The organism is Streptomonospora arabica (assembly GCF_039531585.1).
Classification (GTDB): Bacteria; Actinomycetota; Actinomycetes; order Streptosporangiales; family Streptosporangiaceae; genus Streptomonospora; species Streptomonospora halophila.
In genome coordinates this window covers 720,706-736,343 of sequence record NZ_BAAAQI010000001.1, presented here as the reverse complement: position 1 = coordinate 736,343, position 15,638 = coordinate 720,706, and the positions used below count along the sequence as shown (strand labels likewise).

The 15,638-nt window shown below is 74.0% G+C and carries 11 protein-coding genes; 9 read left to right on the top strand and 2 right to left on the bottom strand.

Going from position 1 to position 15,638, the window contains the following annotated elements:
- Nucleotides 1-210: 210 nt before the first annotated feature.
- From ABD284_RS03145 to ABD284_RS03130, 4 genes are all read left to right on the top strand, one after another.
- The gene (locus ABD284_RS03145; RefSeq protein ID WP_344140737.1) at nt 211-1,593 is read left to right on the top strand and encodes an adenosylmethionine--8-amino-7-oxononanoate transaminase; all 1,383 of its coding nucleotides are present in this window, start codon (nt 211-213) and stop codon (nt 1,591-1,593) included.
- The gene (locus tag ABD284_RS03140) at nt 1,593-2,309 is read left to right on the top strand and encodes an AAA family ATPase (protein WP_344140782.1); all 717 of its coding nucleotides are present in this window, start codon (nt 1,593-1,595) and stop codon (nt 2,307-2,309) included. Before ABD284_RS03145 ends, ABD284_RS03140 begins: the two co-directional genes overlap by 1 nt.
- 85 nt (nt 2,310-2,394) lie before the next feature.
- Nucleotides 2,395-4,347, top strand: a complete 1,953-nt coding sequence (locus ABD284_RS03135; protein WP_344140781.1) for an acetoacetate--CoA ligase — start codon at nt 2,395-2,397, stop codon at nt 4,345-4,347.
- Between the two features lie 111 nt (nt 4,348-4,458).
- Nucleotides 4,459-5,730: a heparan-alpha-glucosaminide N-acetyltransferase domain-containing protein gene (locus tag ABD284_RS03130; RefSeq protein ID WP_344140736.1), complete on the top strand. Its 1,272-nt coding sequence runs from the start codon at nt 4,459-4,461 to the stop codon at nt 5,728-5,730.
- 37 nt (nt 5,731-5,767) lie between these two features.
- Here ABD284_RS03130 and ABD284_RS03125 read toward each other — a convergent pair whose 3' ends face one another.
- Nucleotides 5,768-6,538, bottom strand: coding sequence for an enoyl-CoA hydratase-related protein (locus tag ABD284_RS03125; protein ID WP_344140735.1), 771 nt, complete (start codon nt 6,536-6,538; stop codon nt 5,768-5,770).
- A gap of 194 nt (nt 6,539-6,732) precedes the next feature.
- Here ABD284_RS03125 and ABD284_RS03120 point away from each other — a divergent pair, with 194 nt between their 5' ends.
- The 5 genes from ABD284_RS03120 (at nt 6,733) to yjfF (ending at nt 13,856) form a co-directional block, all read left to right on the top strand.
- Nucleotides 6,733-8,889, top strand: coding sequence for an SMI1/KNR4 family protein (locus ABD284_RS03120; RefSeq protein WP_344140734.1), 2,157 nt, complete (start codon nt 6,733-6,735; stop codon nt 8,887-8,889).
- A 307-nt stretch (nt 8,890-9,196) separates the two neighbouring features.
- The gene (locus ABD284_RS03115) at nt 9,197-10,171 is read left to right on the top strand and encodes an ABC transporter substrate-binding protein (RefSeq protein WP_344140733.1); all 975 of its coding nucleotides are present in this window, start codon (nt 9,197-9,199) and stop codon (nt 10,169-10,171) included.
- Between the two features lie 30 nt (nt 10,172-10,201).
- Nucleotides 10,202-11,731: a sugar ABC transporter ATP-binding protein gene (locus ABD284_RS03110; protein WP_344140732.1), complete on the top strand. Its 1,530-nt coding sequence runs from the start codon at nt 10,202-10,204 to the stop codon at nt 11,729-11,731.
- Complete coding sequence (locus ABD284_RS03105) at nt 11,728-12,843, top strand: ABC transporter permease (RefSeq protein ID WP_344140731.1); 1,116 nt, start codon at nt 11,728-11,730, stop codon at nt 12,841-12,843. The genes ABD284_RS03110 and ABD284_RS03105 overlap by 4 nt, the downstream gene beginning before the upstream one ends.
- Nucleotides 12,840-13,856: a galactofuranose ABC transporter, permease protein YjfF gene (gene yjfF / locus ABD284_RS03100; RefSeq protein ID WP_344140729.1), complete on the top strand. Its 1,017-nt coding sequence runs from the start codon at nt 12,840-12,842 to the stop codon at nt 13,854-13,856. The genes ABD284_RS03105 and yjfF overlap by 4 nt, the downstream gene beginning before the upstream one ends.
- A 92-nt stretch (nt 13,857-13,948) precedes the next feature.
- Here the strand turns inward: yjfF and ulaA are convergent, their stop codons facing one another.
- Nucleotides 13,949-15,532, bottom strand: a complete 1,584-nt coding sequence (gene ulaA / locus ABD284_RS03095) for a PTS ascorbate transporter subunit IIC (protein ID WP_344140727.1) — start codon at nt 15,530-15,532, stop codon at nt 13,949-13,951.
- Nucleotides 15,533-15,638 lie beyond the last annotated feature (106 nt).

The window sequence follows — 15,638 nt, the reverse complement described above, 5'->3', positions numbered from 1 at the left end:
CGCGGGGGCGGGGCCGCGCGAAGCGGCCCCGCCGGGGCGCGCCCCTCCCTGCGCGGCCCGGCCGGCTGCCGGGCCCGTGCAGGGAGGGGCGCGCCCAATGTCACACGCGCGTCCGGCCGCGGCACCTGCGGAAACCCACAAGGAACCGCCGCCGGAATCTGGGCGGACCGCCATTCCCGCGGCCGGTCCCGATCGGCAGCATGGCCCGGTATGACCGACGCCGTCCCAGCGCCCGCCGCGCCCCCGCCCCCGCCCCCGTCCGCGACCGCCGCGGCCTTCGCCGGACTCGACTGGATCGGGCGGGTCGACCGCGAGCACCTGTGGCACCCCTACTCCGCGATCGGCCCCGGCGACGCGCCCCGCGTCGTCCTGGGCGCGTCGGGGGCGCGGCTGCGCCTGGCCGACCCGGACCGCGGCGCCGAGCACGACGTGGTGGACGGCATGTCGTCGTGGTGGTCGGCGATCCACGGCTACGCCCACCCCGTCCTCGACGAGGCGCTGCGCGCCCAGGCCGGCTCCTTCAGCCACGTCATGTTCGGCGGGCTCACCCACGAACCCGCGGCGCGGCTCGCCGCCGCCCTGGTCGAGACGACCCCCGAGCCGCTCCGGCACGTCTTCCTGGCCGACTCAGGATCCGTGTCGGTGGAGGTGGCGCTGAAGATGTGCCTGCAGTACTGGCGCTCGGCGGGCCGGCCCGCCAAGCGGCGCGTACTCACCTGGCGCGGCGGCTACCACGGCGACACCTTCCACGCCATGTCGGTGTGCGACCCCGACGGCGGCATGCACGCGCTGTGGGGCGACGTGCTGCCCCGCCAGGTCTTCGGCGAGCAGCCGCCGCCCGGGTTCGCCGCCGAGCCCGACCCCGCCTACACCGCCCGCCTCGAAGCGCTGGTCGCCGAACACGCCGAGGAACTGGCCGCCGTCATCGTCGAGCCGGTCGTCCAAGGGGCCGGCGGCATGCGCTTCCACAGCCCCGGCTACCTCGCCGAGCTGCGCCGCATCACCGAGCGCCACGGCGTGCTGCTGGTCTTCGACGAGATCGCCACCGGGTTCGGCCGCACCGGCGAGCTGTTCGCCGCCGATCACGCCGGTGTCGCTCCCGACGTGATGTGCCTGGGCAAGGCGCTGACCGGCGGATACCTCACCCTGGCGGCCACCCTGTGCACAACGGAGGTGGCCCAGGGCATCGGCCGCGGCGAGGTGCCGGTCCTGGCGCACGGACCCACCTTCATGGCCAACCCGCTGGCCTGCGCGGTCGCCGCGGCCTCGATCGGGCTGCTCCGCGGCGGCGACTGGCGCGCTCGCGTCGCGCGCATCGCCCGCGAGCTGGAGGCCGGACTCGCGCCCGCGCGAAGCCTGCCCGGCGTCGCCGACGTGCGCGTGCTCGGCGCCATCGGCGTCGTCCAGCTCGACCGCCCCGTCGACGTCCGCGCCGCCACGGCCGCGGCGCTCGGCGCCGGGGTGTGGCTGCGGCCCTTCCGCGACATGATCTACACCATGCCGCCCTACGTCTGCGGCCCCGAGGACACCGCACGCATCGCCGAGGGCGTGCTCGCCGCCGCCCGGGCCTGCACCGCGGTGCGGCGGCGGTGATCCTCGTCGTCGCCGGCACCGGAACGGGGGTGGGCAAGACCGCCGTCACGGCGGCCGTCGCCGCGCTGCACCCGGGCCGGGCCGCGGCACTCAAGCCCGCCCAGACCGGCGCGGTACCCGGCGAGGCGGGCGACGCCGACGAGGTGGCGCGCCTGGCCCCCGGTACCGCGGTGTGCGAGCTGGCCCGCTACCCCGACCCGCTGGCCCCCGCCACCGCCGCCCGCCGCGCCGGCCGCGCGGGCGTGCGCGCCGCCGAGGCGGCACGCGCCGCACGGGCGCTCGCCCGCGAGAACCCCCTGGTGCTCGTCGAGGGCGCGGGCGGGCCGCTGGTGCGGCTGCACGAGAACGGCGACACCCTCGCCGACCTCGCCGCCGAGCTGGCCGCACCGGTGCTGCTGGTGACCCGCGCGGGGCTGGGCACCCTCAACGACACCGCCGCGGCCGCCGAGGCGCTCGCCGCCCGCGGCCTGGCGTGCGTCGGCACGGTAATCGGCAGCTGGCCCGCCCGGCCCGGCCTCGCCGCCCGCTGCAACCTGGCCGACCTGCCGGAGACCTCCGGCCTGCCGCTGCTGGGCGCCCTGCCCGGAGGGGCCGCGCGGCTGTGCCCCCGCGCGTTCGCCGACACCGCGGCCGCCTCGCTCACACCCCGCCTGGGCGGACGGTGTGGGGCGCCCCCACCACCCCGCCCGCGTGTCACCTGCGGCGTCTGTTGTTAGATGATGGGCGTCACACCCGCCGGCCGGACCCGCGCTCCGGCGTACCGCACGAAGGAGGAAGCCGGACATGCCGACAGCGCCGCCCATGCTGTGGAAGCCGGACGAGAACCGGATCGAGCGCGCGAACCTCACCCCCTTCACCCGGTGGGTGCGCGAGCACCGCGGCGTCGAGGCGGCCGACTACGACGCGCTGTGGCGGTGGTCGGTCACCGACCTCGACGGCTTCTGGTCGGCCGTCTGGGAGTACTACGGCGTCAGCGCCGAGAGCCCCTACGAGCAGGTCCTCGCCGACACCTCCATGCCCGGCGCCGACTGGTTCCCCGGCGCGCGGCTGAACTACGCGCGCCACATCTTCGCCCGCCGCGACGACGACGCCGTGGCCATCCGGCACGCCTCCGAGCTGCGCATGCTGGGGGAGTGGACCTGGGGCGAGCTGCGCGCCCGCACCGCCGCCATCGCCCAGGGACTGCGCCACCTGGGCGTTCGGCCCGGCGACCGCGTCGTGGGCTACCTGCCCAACATCGCCGAGACCGTCGCCGCCTTCTACGCCTGTGCCTCCATCGGCGCCGTGTGGTCCTCCTGCTCGCCCGACTTCGGGGTGCGCAGCGTCGTCGACCGCTTCGCCCAGATCGAGCCGAAGGTGCTGCTGGCCGTCGACGGCTACCGCTACGGCGGCAAGGACTTCGACCGCACCGGCGTGCTCGCCGAACTGCGCGAGCGGCTGCCCACCGTCGAGCACACCGTGGTGCTGAACTACCTGCGCGACGTCCCCGTCGAGGGGGCGCTGTCCTGGGAGGAGCTGGAGTCGGCCGGCGCCGGCGCCGGGCTCGCCTTCGCGGAGGTCCCCTTCGACCACCCGCTGTGGGTGCTGTACTCCTCAGGCACCACCGGCCTGCCCAAGGCCATCGTGCACGGCCACGGCGGCATCCTGCTGGAGCAGCTGAAGAACCTCAACCTGCACCTGGACGCCCAGGCCGGCGACCGCGTGTTCTGGTACACCACCACCGGCTGGATGATGTGGAACTTCCTGGTCAGCGTCCTGCTGACCGACGCCTCCATCGTCCTCTACGACGGCAGCCCCGGACACCCCGACCTGGGTGCGCTGTGGGACCTGGCCGACCGCGCGGAGGTCACGGTGTTCGGCACCAGCGCGGGCTTCCTGACCTCCTGCATGAAGGAGGGCGTCCGCCCCGCCGAAGGGCGCGACCTGTCCCGGCTGCACGCCGTCGGCTCGACCGGCTCCCCGCTGAGCCCGGAAGGGTTCGACTGGTGCTACCGCGAGCTCGGCCGCGACCTATGGCTGTTCTCCACCAGCGGCGGCACCGACATCTGCAGCTGCCTGGTCGGGGGCGTCCCCGTTCTGCCGGTCTACGAGGGTGAGATCCAGGCCCGGTCGCTGGGCATGGCCGTCGCCGCCTGGGACCCCGACGGCAACGAGCTGATCGGCGAGGTCGGCGAGCTGGTCGTGACACAGCCGGCGCCGTCCATGCCGGTCCGATTCTGGAACGACCCCGGTGGCGAGCGGCTGCGCGAGAGCTACTTCTCGGTGTACCCGGGCGTCTGGCGCCACGGCGACTGGATCGAGATCACCGAGCGCGGAACGGCGGTCATCTACGGCCGCTCCGACTCCACCATCAACCGCGGCGGGATCCGCATGGGCACCAGCGAGATCTACCGCGCGGTGCTGGCGCTGGAGGAGGTCACCGACGCGCTCGTGGTCGACGTGCCCCAAAAGGACGGCGGTTCGCGCATCGAGCTGTTCGTGGTCGTGCGCGAAGGCGCCGCCCTCGACGACGACCTCACCGCGCGCCTGGCGCGGCGCATCCGCGAGGACTGCTCGCCCCGCCACGTCCCCGACGCGGTGCGCGCCGTCGGCGAGGTGCCGCGCACCCTCTCCGGCAAGCTGCTGGAGGTCCCGGTCAAGCGCATCCTGATGGGCGAGAGCGCCGAAAAGGTCGCCAGCCGCGACTCGCTCGCCAACCCGCAGGCCCTGGACCACTTCACCCGGCTGGCCGGCGACGGCCGCGGCGGCGCCTGAGCAGCGGGGGCGCGCGACCCGGGCCCGGCTCCGGGCCGCGCGCGGCCCGGGAACGGCCGGTCGGGCGGACGTGCGGGGACGAACCCACCGAAGACGGCCTAGTCTGGGCGCGTGTCGCAGCAGATTCCCCAACGCGGGGCCGAAGGCGCCCGCGACGCCCGGGGCGGGCGGATCGTCGGCATCGACGTCGCCCGCGCGCTCGCGGTGTTCGGCATGTTCACCGTCCACCTCGGCGTCGGCTCCATCGGCGTCTTCGGCGGCGACGCCTTCGGCGAGTCCGCCGCCGAGGCGCTCCACCAGCTCACCCGGGGCCGCTCCTCCGCGCTGTTCGCCTTCCTCGCCGGGGTCTCGCTGGCGCTGATGACCGGGCGCACCCGCCCCGTCGACGGCACGGCCCTGCAGCGGGCGCGCGCCCGCATCCTGGTGCGCGCCCTGGTGCTCGCCCTGCTCGGGGTGCTGCTCGACCTCACCGGCGCGCCGATCGCGGTCATCCTCACCTACTACGGCGGGTTCTTCCTGCTCGCATTGCCGCTGCTGCGCCTGCGCGCCCCGGCGCTGGGGTGCATCGCGGGGGCGGTCGCGGTGCTGGGGCCGGTGCTGTCCTACCTGGTCCGCGACCGGATGGCCGAGCCTCCGCTGCGCGTCAGCTCGATCGGGGGCATCACCGACTTCCTGCTGACCGGCTACTACCCGGCCGCCACCTTCATGGCCTTCGTCGTCGCGGGTATGGCCGCGGGCCGGCTGGACCTCGCGGCGCCGCGCGTCCGCGCCGCCCTGGCCGCGGGCGGGGCCGGGCTTGCGCTGCTCGGCTACGGCGGCTCCTGGTTGCTGCTGTATCCGCTGGGCGGCATCGACCGCCTGGTGCAGGCCAGGCTGGGCGGCGCCGTCGACCTGTCGGCCACCGACCCCCTGCTGCGTGCGCCGATGCGCAGCGACGTCGCCGCCGAGCTCGGCGACCTCCACGGCCAGGTGCCCACCGACTCGCTGTGGTACCTCGTGGTCGCCACGCCGCACAGCGGCACCGGCTTCGAGATCGCCGGCGCCGTGGGCACGGCCCTGCTGGCGCTGGTCGCCTGCATGGTCGCCGCGGACGTCGCCGCCGCGCCGCTGTACCCGCTGGCCGCGGCCGGGTCCATGGCGCTGACCATCTACACCGGCCACATCCTGGTGATCGCGGCGCTGGGGTACTCCTTCCAGGACGACGCGCCGTTCCGGCTGGAGGCCTTCGTGATCGGGGCCCTCCTCGCGGCCACCCTGTGGCGCATGCTGCTGGGGCGCGGTCCGCTGGAGCGCGCCCTGGGCTCGGCGGGTGACGCGGTCGCCGAGCTGGTCACCGCCGCCGCGCCGCCGGTGGAGGGCGGTACGGGCCGGCCGCCGCCCTGAGCCCGGGTCCCGGCAGGGCGCACCCGGTTCTGCGTCCTCACTCGGGCCAGCGCGGCGGGCGCTTCTCCAAGAACGCGGCGATGCCCTCGCGGGCTTCGGGCGTCTGGCTGCTCGCGGCCATGACCTCCACGGCCTGGGTGTAGGCGTCGCGCTCGGGCCGGTCGAACTGGGCGTAGAGGGTCTGCTTGCCCAGTGCGGTGCTGCGCGGCGCGCCGCGGGTGGCGCGCTCCAGCAGCCCGCGGGCCGCGGTGTCGAGCTCGGAGTCGGGTACCGCCTGGTTGACCAGGCCCCATTCGGCGGCGGTGGCGGCGTCGATCGCATCACCGGTCAGCGCCATCTCCATCGCGCGCTTGCGGCCGATGCTGCGCGAGATCGCCACCATCGGCGTGTGGCAGAACCAGCCGCCCTTGCCGCCCGGAGCGGCGAATCCGGCGTTCTGGCCGGCCACGGCGAGGTCGCAGTCGGCGACCAGCTGGCATCCGGCGGCGGTGGCCAGGCCGTGCACCCGCGCCAGGACCACCTGCGGCACCGACTGCACCGTCTGCATCAGCCGCAGGCAGGTGTTGAGCAGGTCCCGAGCGCCGTCGAGGTCGGCCTCGGCCACGTCGGCGAAGTCGTGGCCCGCGCTGAAGACGGGGCCGCTGCCCGCCAGGATCACACCGGTCGCGTCGGAGGCGCCGACCTCCTCGAACGCCTCGGTCAGCCGGCGCATGTGGTCGAGGGACAGCGCGTTGCGGCGGTCGGGCCGGTTCATGGTGATGGTGGCCACGGCGCCGTCGCGCTCGACGAGGACTGGATCATCGCTCATACCCCGACGCTACGCTCCGACGGCGCCGCAGCCCAGGCGGGGCGCGGCCGGATCCGCGCCCCGGCGCCGGAATCGGGGGGTTCGGCCGCACCGCGCCGGGACGGAGAAACGGCGTACCCCGGCGGTAGCGTCTTCGCCGCCCGGCGGACTGCGCGTTGGCAGCGGCCGGGACCCGACTCCCGGACACCGACGGCATGGACGACGACGCCGAGGTTCTCGCGTTCACCACCGAGCGGAGGCGGCTCGGATCCCGGATGTGGGAGGGGCACCGCCGGATCGCGGTGCTGCTCGATACGGGGGCAAACGCGCCGCTGTCCCGGCTCCACTGGCGCGACCGGGACGGGGCCGAGACCGACATCGGCTTCGACCCCGGCGCGACCGGCTTCTCCGGCCTGCGCACCGAAGGCGACGGCACCGCCTTCGCGCTGCGCGGCCGCCGGTCCGAGCAGCCCCCCGCCCGGACCCCCCACCTCTTCCGGCAGGCCGGCGGCGAGGAAGGCGAGCTGCGCCTGCTCGTCGAGGACGGCGGCGCCCCGGCGGCGCGGGTGGGCTGGACCGACGCGGACGGGGGCGGCGGCGCCGTGGTCCTGCGCAGCGCGGCCGAGGTGGGCGGCGACCTCACCGGCCGGATCCGCGGCGTCGCCGTCAGCGGCGAGCACTCGGCCGCCGGGGAGGTCGGCGAGAACCTGCTGGACGACACGGCCGCAAAATGGCTGGCCTTCAAGAGCCGCGGCGCCTGGGTGCTGTTCACCATGGCCGAGCCGGTCGCCGTGCACCACTACGTGCTGGGATCGGCCGACGACTGCCCCGGACGCGACCCGCGCGCCTGGGCGCTCAAGGGGTCGTTGGACGCCCGCACGTGGACCGTCCTGGACACCCGCTCCGATGAGTTCTTCCCCGACCGGCACCAGGAGCGCGGATTCGACGTCACCGGCTCCGCGGTCGGCGCCGCCTTCCGGTACCTGCTGCTGGAGATCCGGGGCAACCGCGGCGATCCCGCCACCCAGCTCAACCGGGTGCGCCTGCATGCCGCGTCCCCCGCATACGAGTCCTTCTCCGGCTACCGCCAGGAGCCGGGCGCGGCCCCGCGGACCTACGAGGGCACCGCCGTCGGAGTCGGGACCGGCCCGGCGGGCGAGCAGCCGCTGATCACCGCCCAGCGCTGGCGGGCCTATCTGGCCGAGTACAGCGCCGACATGCTGCGGGTCGAGGAGGAGGACGAGCTGGGCGGCGTCACCGATGAGCAGCGGGCCGCCGGATGGCTCGGGTACGAAGGCGCACCAGAGGAGCGGATCGCCGACCTGGAGGAGCGGCTGGGCACCCGCCTTCCGCCCAGCTACCGGTCCTTCCTCGCCGCATCGGACGGGTGGAGGGACGTCAGCGCGTTCATGTACGAACTGCTGTCCACCGACGCCGTCGACTGGGCGGACGACGACGACTTCGGCCTCTTCTCCGGCGCCGACGACGAGCCGGAACCCTCCGGGCTCCAGGGGCCCGTGCTGCGCGTCTCCGGCGAGGGCGACGCCCAGTACTGGCTGCTGGACGCGGGCGACGTCGGGCCGGACGGCGAATGGGCGGCCTACATCTGGGCCAGCTGGTACCCGGGGCTGGGGGAGCGCCACCGCTCCTTCGCCGATCTCGTCGCCGCCGAACGCGCGGCGTTCGAGAAGCTGAAGGGCAGCGACGGCCTCCCGGTGCGTCCCGACGGCGCCGACGAACTGCTGGCCGAGGGCCGGCGGGCGGCGCTGCGCGGCGACGTCGACGAGGCGCTGAAGGCCTTCGAGAGCGCCGAGACCAAGGGCTCGGGCGCCGCCGCCTATCTGAAGGCCGTCCTTTCTGCGTTCCTGGGGGAGTTCCGCTTCGCGCACCACGCACTGCGCAACACGCTGTGCCATGCGCACGTGGTCGAGGCGGTCGGCGCGGAGCAACTGGGCGCCGAGGCCGTCCCGCTCTTCCTGGCCGCGGCCGGGCGGGCGGGCTCCGCGTCCGCGGCTCCACTCTCCGCGGCGGTGCGCAGCCTGGGCGGCGACCTGCCGCCCGGCATGCTGCCCGACGAGTCCGAAGCGGCGGGACTCGACACGGACGCCTGGATCAGTGCTCGGCGCACGCCGGAGTCGCCGGCCTTCGAACGGGCGCTGGAATCGGCCCGCGCGCTGGCGGCCGACGGCGCCCACGACGAGGCCTGGTCCGCCATCCGGCGGGCGCTGCCCGAGTGGTACCCGGTCGCCGAGAACCGGATCGCCCCGGTCGTCCTGCTGACGGACCCCGCCCTGCGCGGGCTCGTCACCCCGCGCAGGGCTCGTGAGGCGGTGTGCACCCCGCGCGGCGGCTACTCGGCTCCCGGCCGGTGAATCCTCGCCGGCCGGTCGGGCGGATCGTGCAGTCGGCGCTCCGCCCCCGCCCCTGCGCCGCGGACCGCCCGCGGCGCAGGGGATCGCGCCCCGCGTCCGGTACCGGTCAGCAATGTCTCAGAGCGGTAAACCGGTCTTGACTTCCCACCTGTTAGCGCTAACAGTTGTGATCCACGTCATAGACCGGTAGTACCGACCTATCGCACCCCCACTCCTGAGGCCCCGGTGTATCCGGGCACTCGCATCCCCCCATTTGTTAGCGCTAACAATCAGCTCCGGCTGGCGACGGCGCAGAAGGAGTCCCCCGATGAACAAGGCACTCTCGACGGCCGCGGCCGCCATCGCACTCGCCGCGGCAGCGACCGCGTGCGGAGGCGGCGGAGGCGGTGGCCAGGGCGGCGACGACACCATCGTCCTGGGCTTCTCGCAGGTGGGAGCCGAAAGCGGCTGGCGTACCGCCAACACCGAGTCCATCAAGAAGGCAGCCGAGGAGGCGGGCATCGAGCTGAAGTTCTCCGACGCCCAGCAGCAGCAGGAGAACCAGATCCAGGCGATCCGCAGCTTCATCCAGCAGGGCGTCGACGTGATCGCCTTCTCGCCCGTGGTCGAGTCGGGCTGGGACACCGTCCTCGCGGAGGCGAAGACCGCGGGCATCCCCGTCGTGCTGACCGACCGTGCGGTCGACACCGACCAGAAGGAGGTCTACGAGACCTTCCTCGGCTCCGACTTCGTGGAGGAGGGCCGCAAGGCCGGCCGGTGGCTGGTCGAGGAGTACGCGGACTCCGACGAGGACGTCGACATCGTCGAACTGCAGGGCACCACCGGCTCGGCACCCGCCATCGACCGCAAGGAGGGCTTCGCCGAGATCATCGGCGAGGACGACAGGTTCGAGATCGTCGCCTCCCAGGACGGCGACTTCACCCGCTCGGGAGGCCAGGAGGTCATGCAGGCCTTCCTCAGCTCCCACGACGACATCGACGTCCTCTACGCCCACAACGACGACATGGCGCTGGGTGCCATCGAGTCCATCGAGGCGGCGGGGCTCGAACCCGGCGAGGACATCAAGATCATCTCCGTGGACGGCATCAAGGACGCCTTCCAGGCGATGGCCGACGGCAGGATCAACGTCGTCGTGGAGTGCAACCCGCTGATCGGCCCCCAGCTGATGAACCTCGTCGAGAAGGTGCACGCCGGCGAGGAGGTCGAGCCGCGCGTCGAGGTGGAGGAAGGCGTCTTCACCCAGGACCAGGCCGAGGAAGAGCTGCCGAACCGCAAGTACTGATCCGTCCGCCGCCGACGCGAAGGAGGGGCCGTGGACACCACGGCCGAGCCCGCCGTGCAGATGAGCGGGATCGTGAAGGACTTCCCCGGCGTCCGGGCCCTGGACGGCGCCGGCCTGCGGCTCCTCCCCGGCGAGGTGCACGCGCTGCTGGGGGAGAACGGGGCCGGGAAGTCCACCCTGATCAAGGTGCTGACCGGCGTTCACCGCCCCGATGCGGGCAGCGTCCGCATCGGGGGCGGGCCCGCGGGCATCGCCGGCCCGCTGGACGCCGAACGCCACGGGATCGCCACCGTCTACCAGGAGGTGAACCTGTGCCCGAACCTGTCGGTCGCGGAGAACATCCTGCTGGGCCGCGAGCCGCGCGGGCGGTTCGGGATCTCGGCGCGGCGCATGAACCGGCGGGCCGCCGACCTGGCCGCCGGAATGGAGCTGGACCTCGACGTCACCCGGGCCCTGGGTGAGTACCCCATCGCGGTCCAGCAGCTCGTCTCCATCCTCAGGGCGGTCGACCTCCAAGCCCGGGTGCTCGTGCTCGACGAGCCGACCTCCAGCCTGGACCGCGACGAGGTCCGCATTCTGTTCGACCTGGTCGAGCGGCTGCGCTCGCGCGGTGTGGCGGTCCTGTTCGTCACCCACTTCCTCGACCAGGTCTACGAGCTGTGCCGGCGCATGACGGTGCTGCGCAACGGACGGCTGGTGGGGGAGTTCGCCACCGCCGAGCTGGGCCGGCGCGAGCTGATCGGCCACATGCTCGGCGAACAGGCCGGTGAGCTGGACCTGTTGGAGGAGCGCGCCCACAGCGGCGGTCCGCCCCCCGGGACCACGCCGCTGCTGCGGGCGCGCGGCCTGGGCCGCTCGGGCGGCATCGCCCCCTACGACCTGGACGTGGCGCCCGGCGAGATCGTCGGTCTGGCCGGGCTGCTGGGCTCCGGGCGGACCGAGGCCGTGCGGCTGCTGTTCGGCGCCGACCGCCCCGACACCGGGAACGTGGAGGTGGACGGCCGTCCGGTGCCGCTGCGCACGCCCCGGTCGGCCATCGCCGAAGGCCTGGCCTACTGCTCGGAGGACCGCAAGGCCGAAGGGCTGGTGGCCGAGCTGTCCGTCGCCGACAACCTGCTGCTGGCCATGCAGGCCGCCCGCGGCTGGATGCTGCCGCTGCCCGCGAGGACGCGGGCCGAACTGGTCGAGCGCTACATCTCGGCACTGCGCATCCGGCCCGCGGCACCCGACACCCCGGTGGGCGCCCTCAGCGGCGGCAATCAGCAGAAGGTGCTGCTGGGCCGGTGGCTGATCATGCGGCCCCGGCTGCTCATTCTCGACGAGCCCACCCGCGGGATCGACGTCGGGGCGAAGGCCGAGGTGCAGCGCCTGGTGGCGGCCCAGGCGCAGGAGGGCACCGCGGTGCTGTTCGTCTCCTCCGAGCTGGAGGAGGTGCTGCGGCTGAGCCACCGGGTGGTGGTGCTGCGGGACCGGCGGGTGGTCAACGCGCTGGACAACGACGACGGCGGGCTGGCCGTGGACCGCGTGCTCGCCGAGATCGCGGAAGGGGGTGCGCAGTGAGGTCGGCGCAGACCCGGCGGCTGGTGTGGCCGCTGCTGGTGCTCGCGGGGCTGCTGGTCGCCAACCTGGCCGCCACCCCCGGGTTCTTCGAGATCAGCGTCAAGGGCGGGCGGCTGTACGGCAGCCTCGTCGACATCCTGCACTTCGGGACGCCGCTGCTGCTGATCTCCCTGGGCATGACGCTGGTGATCGCACTGCGCGGCATCGACCTGTCGGTGGGCGCCGTGGTGGCCGTGTCCGGTGCCCTCGCCTGCGAGACGATCGCCGCCGCCGGCGGCGGTCAGGGATCGGCGGCGACGGCGGCCGCGGCGGTCGCCGTCGCCTTGGGTGCGTCGGCGCTGCTGGGGCTGTGGAACGGGTTCCTCGTCTCGGTGCTGCGGATCCAGCCGATCGTGGCCACGCTCATCCTCATGGTCGCCGGCCGCGGGCTCGCCCAGCTGATCACCGGCGGCCAGATCACCACGGTGCGCAGCGAGCCCTACCGCGAGATCGCGGCGGGCAGCCTGGCCGCCGTGCCGTTCACCGTGATCGTGGCGGCGACCACGGTCCTGCTGATGTGGCTGCTGGTGCGCCGCACCGCCCTCGGCCTGCTCATCGAGGCGGTCGGCGGCAACGCCGAGGCCGGGCGCCTGGCCGGGATCCGCGCGACCGGACTTTCCGTGGCGGCCTACACCTTCTGCGGGCTGTGTGCCGGACTCGCCGGGGTCATCATCAGCGCCAACACCGGCAGCGCCGACGGCAACAACGCCGGGCTGTGGATCGAGCTGGACGCCATCCTCGCCGTCGTCATCGGGGGGACCCTGCTCACCGGAGGGCGCTTCTCGATCGCGGGGACGGTGCTGGGCGCGCTCATCGTGCAGACGCTGTCCACCACCGTCTACACCATGGGCGTGCCGCCGGAGAGCGCGCTGGTGTTCAAGGCGATCGTGGTGTTCCTGGTGTGCCTGCTGCAGTCGCCGCGGTTCCGCGCGCAGGTCGCGGCGCCGTTCCGGCGCGGGGGACCGCCGATCCGGGCGCGGACCGGTCCCGGCCCGGCGCCGACCGAGGAGGACGACGTGACGACCGCGGCGACGAACGCCGGAAGCCCGGGCGCACCGGAGGTGCAGCGATGACAACGCCTTCCACCCTCCCCGAGCTGTCCCGGGCGGTCCACCGCACCCGCGAGCTGCTGGAGGGCCGGCGCCGGTTCATCCCCTTGGCCATGGCCGCCACCGTGCTCGTGCTGCTGTTCGCCGCCGGGTCCGTGCGCTACACCGGGTTCCTGGAACCGCAGGTCGCGCTCAACCTCCTGGTGAACAACTCCTTCCTGGTGGTGCTGGCGGTGGGGGTGACGTTCGTGATTCTGGCGGGCGGCATCGACCTGTCGACCGGGTCGGTGCTGGCGCTGTCGGCGATGCTCTGCGCCTGGCTGCTGCGCGAGGGGTGGCCCCCGCTGCTGGTGATACCGGTCGCGCTGCTGGCCGGGGCCGCCATCGGCCTCGCCCAGGGCTGCATCATCCACTTCTACGGGGTGCAGCCCTTCATCGCCACGCTCGGCGGCATGTTCTTCGCGCGCGGCCTGTGCTACCTCATCAGCACCGAGTCGATCCCGATCACCGACCCGCTCTTCTCCACGCTCGCCCAGACGCGGGTGCCGCTCCCGGGCGGGACCTCCCTCAGCGTCGGCGCGGTCGTCGCGCTGGCGGCCGCGGGGGCGGCGGCCTACGTGCTGCACCGCTCCCGGTTCGGCCGCAGCGTCTACGCGGTGGGCGGGAGCGAGTCCTCGGCGATGCTCATGGGCCTGGCGGTGGGCCGGGTGAAGGTCGGGGTCTACACGATCAGCGGGTTCTGCGCGGCGCTGGGCGGGGTGCTGTACACCCTCTACATCGCCTCCGGCAACAGCCTGCACGGCCTGGGCATGGAGCTGGACGCGATCGCCGCGGTGGTGATCGGGGGGACTCTGCTCACCGGCGGGTTCGGCTATGTGCTGGGCAGCGTGATCGGCGTGCTGACCCTGGGCACCATCCAGACGATCCTGGTCTTCGAGGGCACGCTCAGCTCCTGGTGGACCCGCATCGTCGCCGGAGCGCTGCTGTTCGCGTTCATCCTCCTCCAGCGCGCGCTGGCTCCACGCGCAGCGAAATGACGCGGTAGGCGGGGCCTGACGCCGCCGGCCCGACCGGCCGGGCCGTTCGTCGGCGTCTCAGCGGTGCCCCGCCTTCGGCCCCGCAGCGGCGGTCAGCCCCGCTGGTCCGGCGGTGCCGAACCCTCGCCCGAGGACCCGGGCCCGCTTCCGGACCCGCCGTCCTCGCGGGACGCGTCGGCCGCCTCGGCGGCCTTGGCCTTCTCTGCCTCCTCGGCCTGTGCGCGCTCGGCCAGCGCCGCCTCGTGCCGGGCACCGGGGTCCCAGCCCCGGTCGACGGCGCGCTTCTGCACCCAGACCGCGCCCGCGAGCAGGACCGCCGCGACCAGCAGCGCCACTACCACGCCGCCCGCGTCGCCGGCGCGGAAGGCGTAGCCGATCACGATGCCGAACCAGCCGAAGTCGGCGTCGCCGAAGGTGGTGTTGGCGTCGCCGAAGTCGCCCAGTACGCCCAGCAGGAACGCCGGCAGCAGCGTGATCAGCACACCGTTGACGAACGCGCCCGCCACAGCGCCGCGCCGTCCACCGGTCGCGTTGCCGTAGACGCCCGCGGCGCCGCCGGTGAAGAAGTGCGGCACGAGGCCGGGCAGGATCAGCGCCAGGCCGAAGGCCGGGTTGATCACCGACGCCATCACCGCCAGCGTCACCAGACCGCCGACGAAGCTGGAGAGGAACCCGACCAGCACGGCGTTCTGCGCGAACGGGAAGACGATGGGCGCGTCCAGCGCCGGCACCGCGCCCGGCACCACGCGGTCGGCGATGCCCTGGAAGGCCGGCACCAGCTCGCCCAGGATGGTGCGCACGCCGTAGAGGATCACCGCGACGCCGATGCCGAACTGCAGGCCCTGCATGACCGCCTGCATGAGGAAGTGCCCGATGGTGGGGTCGATGCCCTCGGCGGGCGGGAACATCTCCAGCGCGGCGGCGGTGCCCTGGCGCGCCCAGTACACCAGCGCCACCACGAAGTAGATGAGCACCATCGACAGCGCGGTGGCCACCATCGAGTCCCGCAGGAACCGCAGCCCTTCGGGCAGCTTCAGGTCCTCGGTGCTGCGGCTGGTGCGCCCGACCAGCTGGCCGGTGGCGCCCGAGGCCACATAGCCCAGCGTGCCGAAGTGCCCGATGGCGATCTTGCCGTCGCCGCCGACCCGGCGCGTCCAGGGCTGGGCGAGAGCGGGCAGCGACACCATCACCGCCGCCAGCAGGACCGCGCCCAGCAGCACGGCCAGCCAGGTGGGCAGGTCCGTGGTCGCCAGCACCATGGTCAGGAGCGTGGCCATGAACAGGATGTGGTGGCCGGTCAGGAACACGTAGCGCAGCGGGGTGAAGCGCGCCAGCACCAGGCTCAGCGCGAACCCCGCGATCATGATCCAGGCGACCTGGGCGCCGAACCGGTCCTGGGCGATGGCCACGATCGCCTCGTTGGTCGGGACCACCCCCTGGGCGCCGGCGGCCCCCTGGATCATCTGGCCCAGCGGGTCCAGCGCGGCGACGACGATCCCGGCCCCCGCGCCGATCAGCAGGAAGCCCAGGACCGCTTTGAGCCCTCCGCCCACGATCTGGCCGACCGACCTGCGCAGGGCGATCAGGCCGACCGCGGTGATCAGGCCGACCATGTAGGCCGGGACGCTGAGGACCTCGTTGACGACGAACTGCGCGACGGCGACGATCCACTCCATTGGGGCGCTCCTGGGATCGGGGAATCATTCGGCGAGTGCGGCGGCCGGGGCTCGCGGAGCCCCGCCGCGTGGCCGCGGGGGTGGGCGGCGGCGTGCCGTGGCGGGC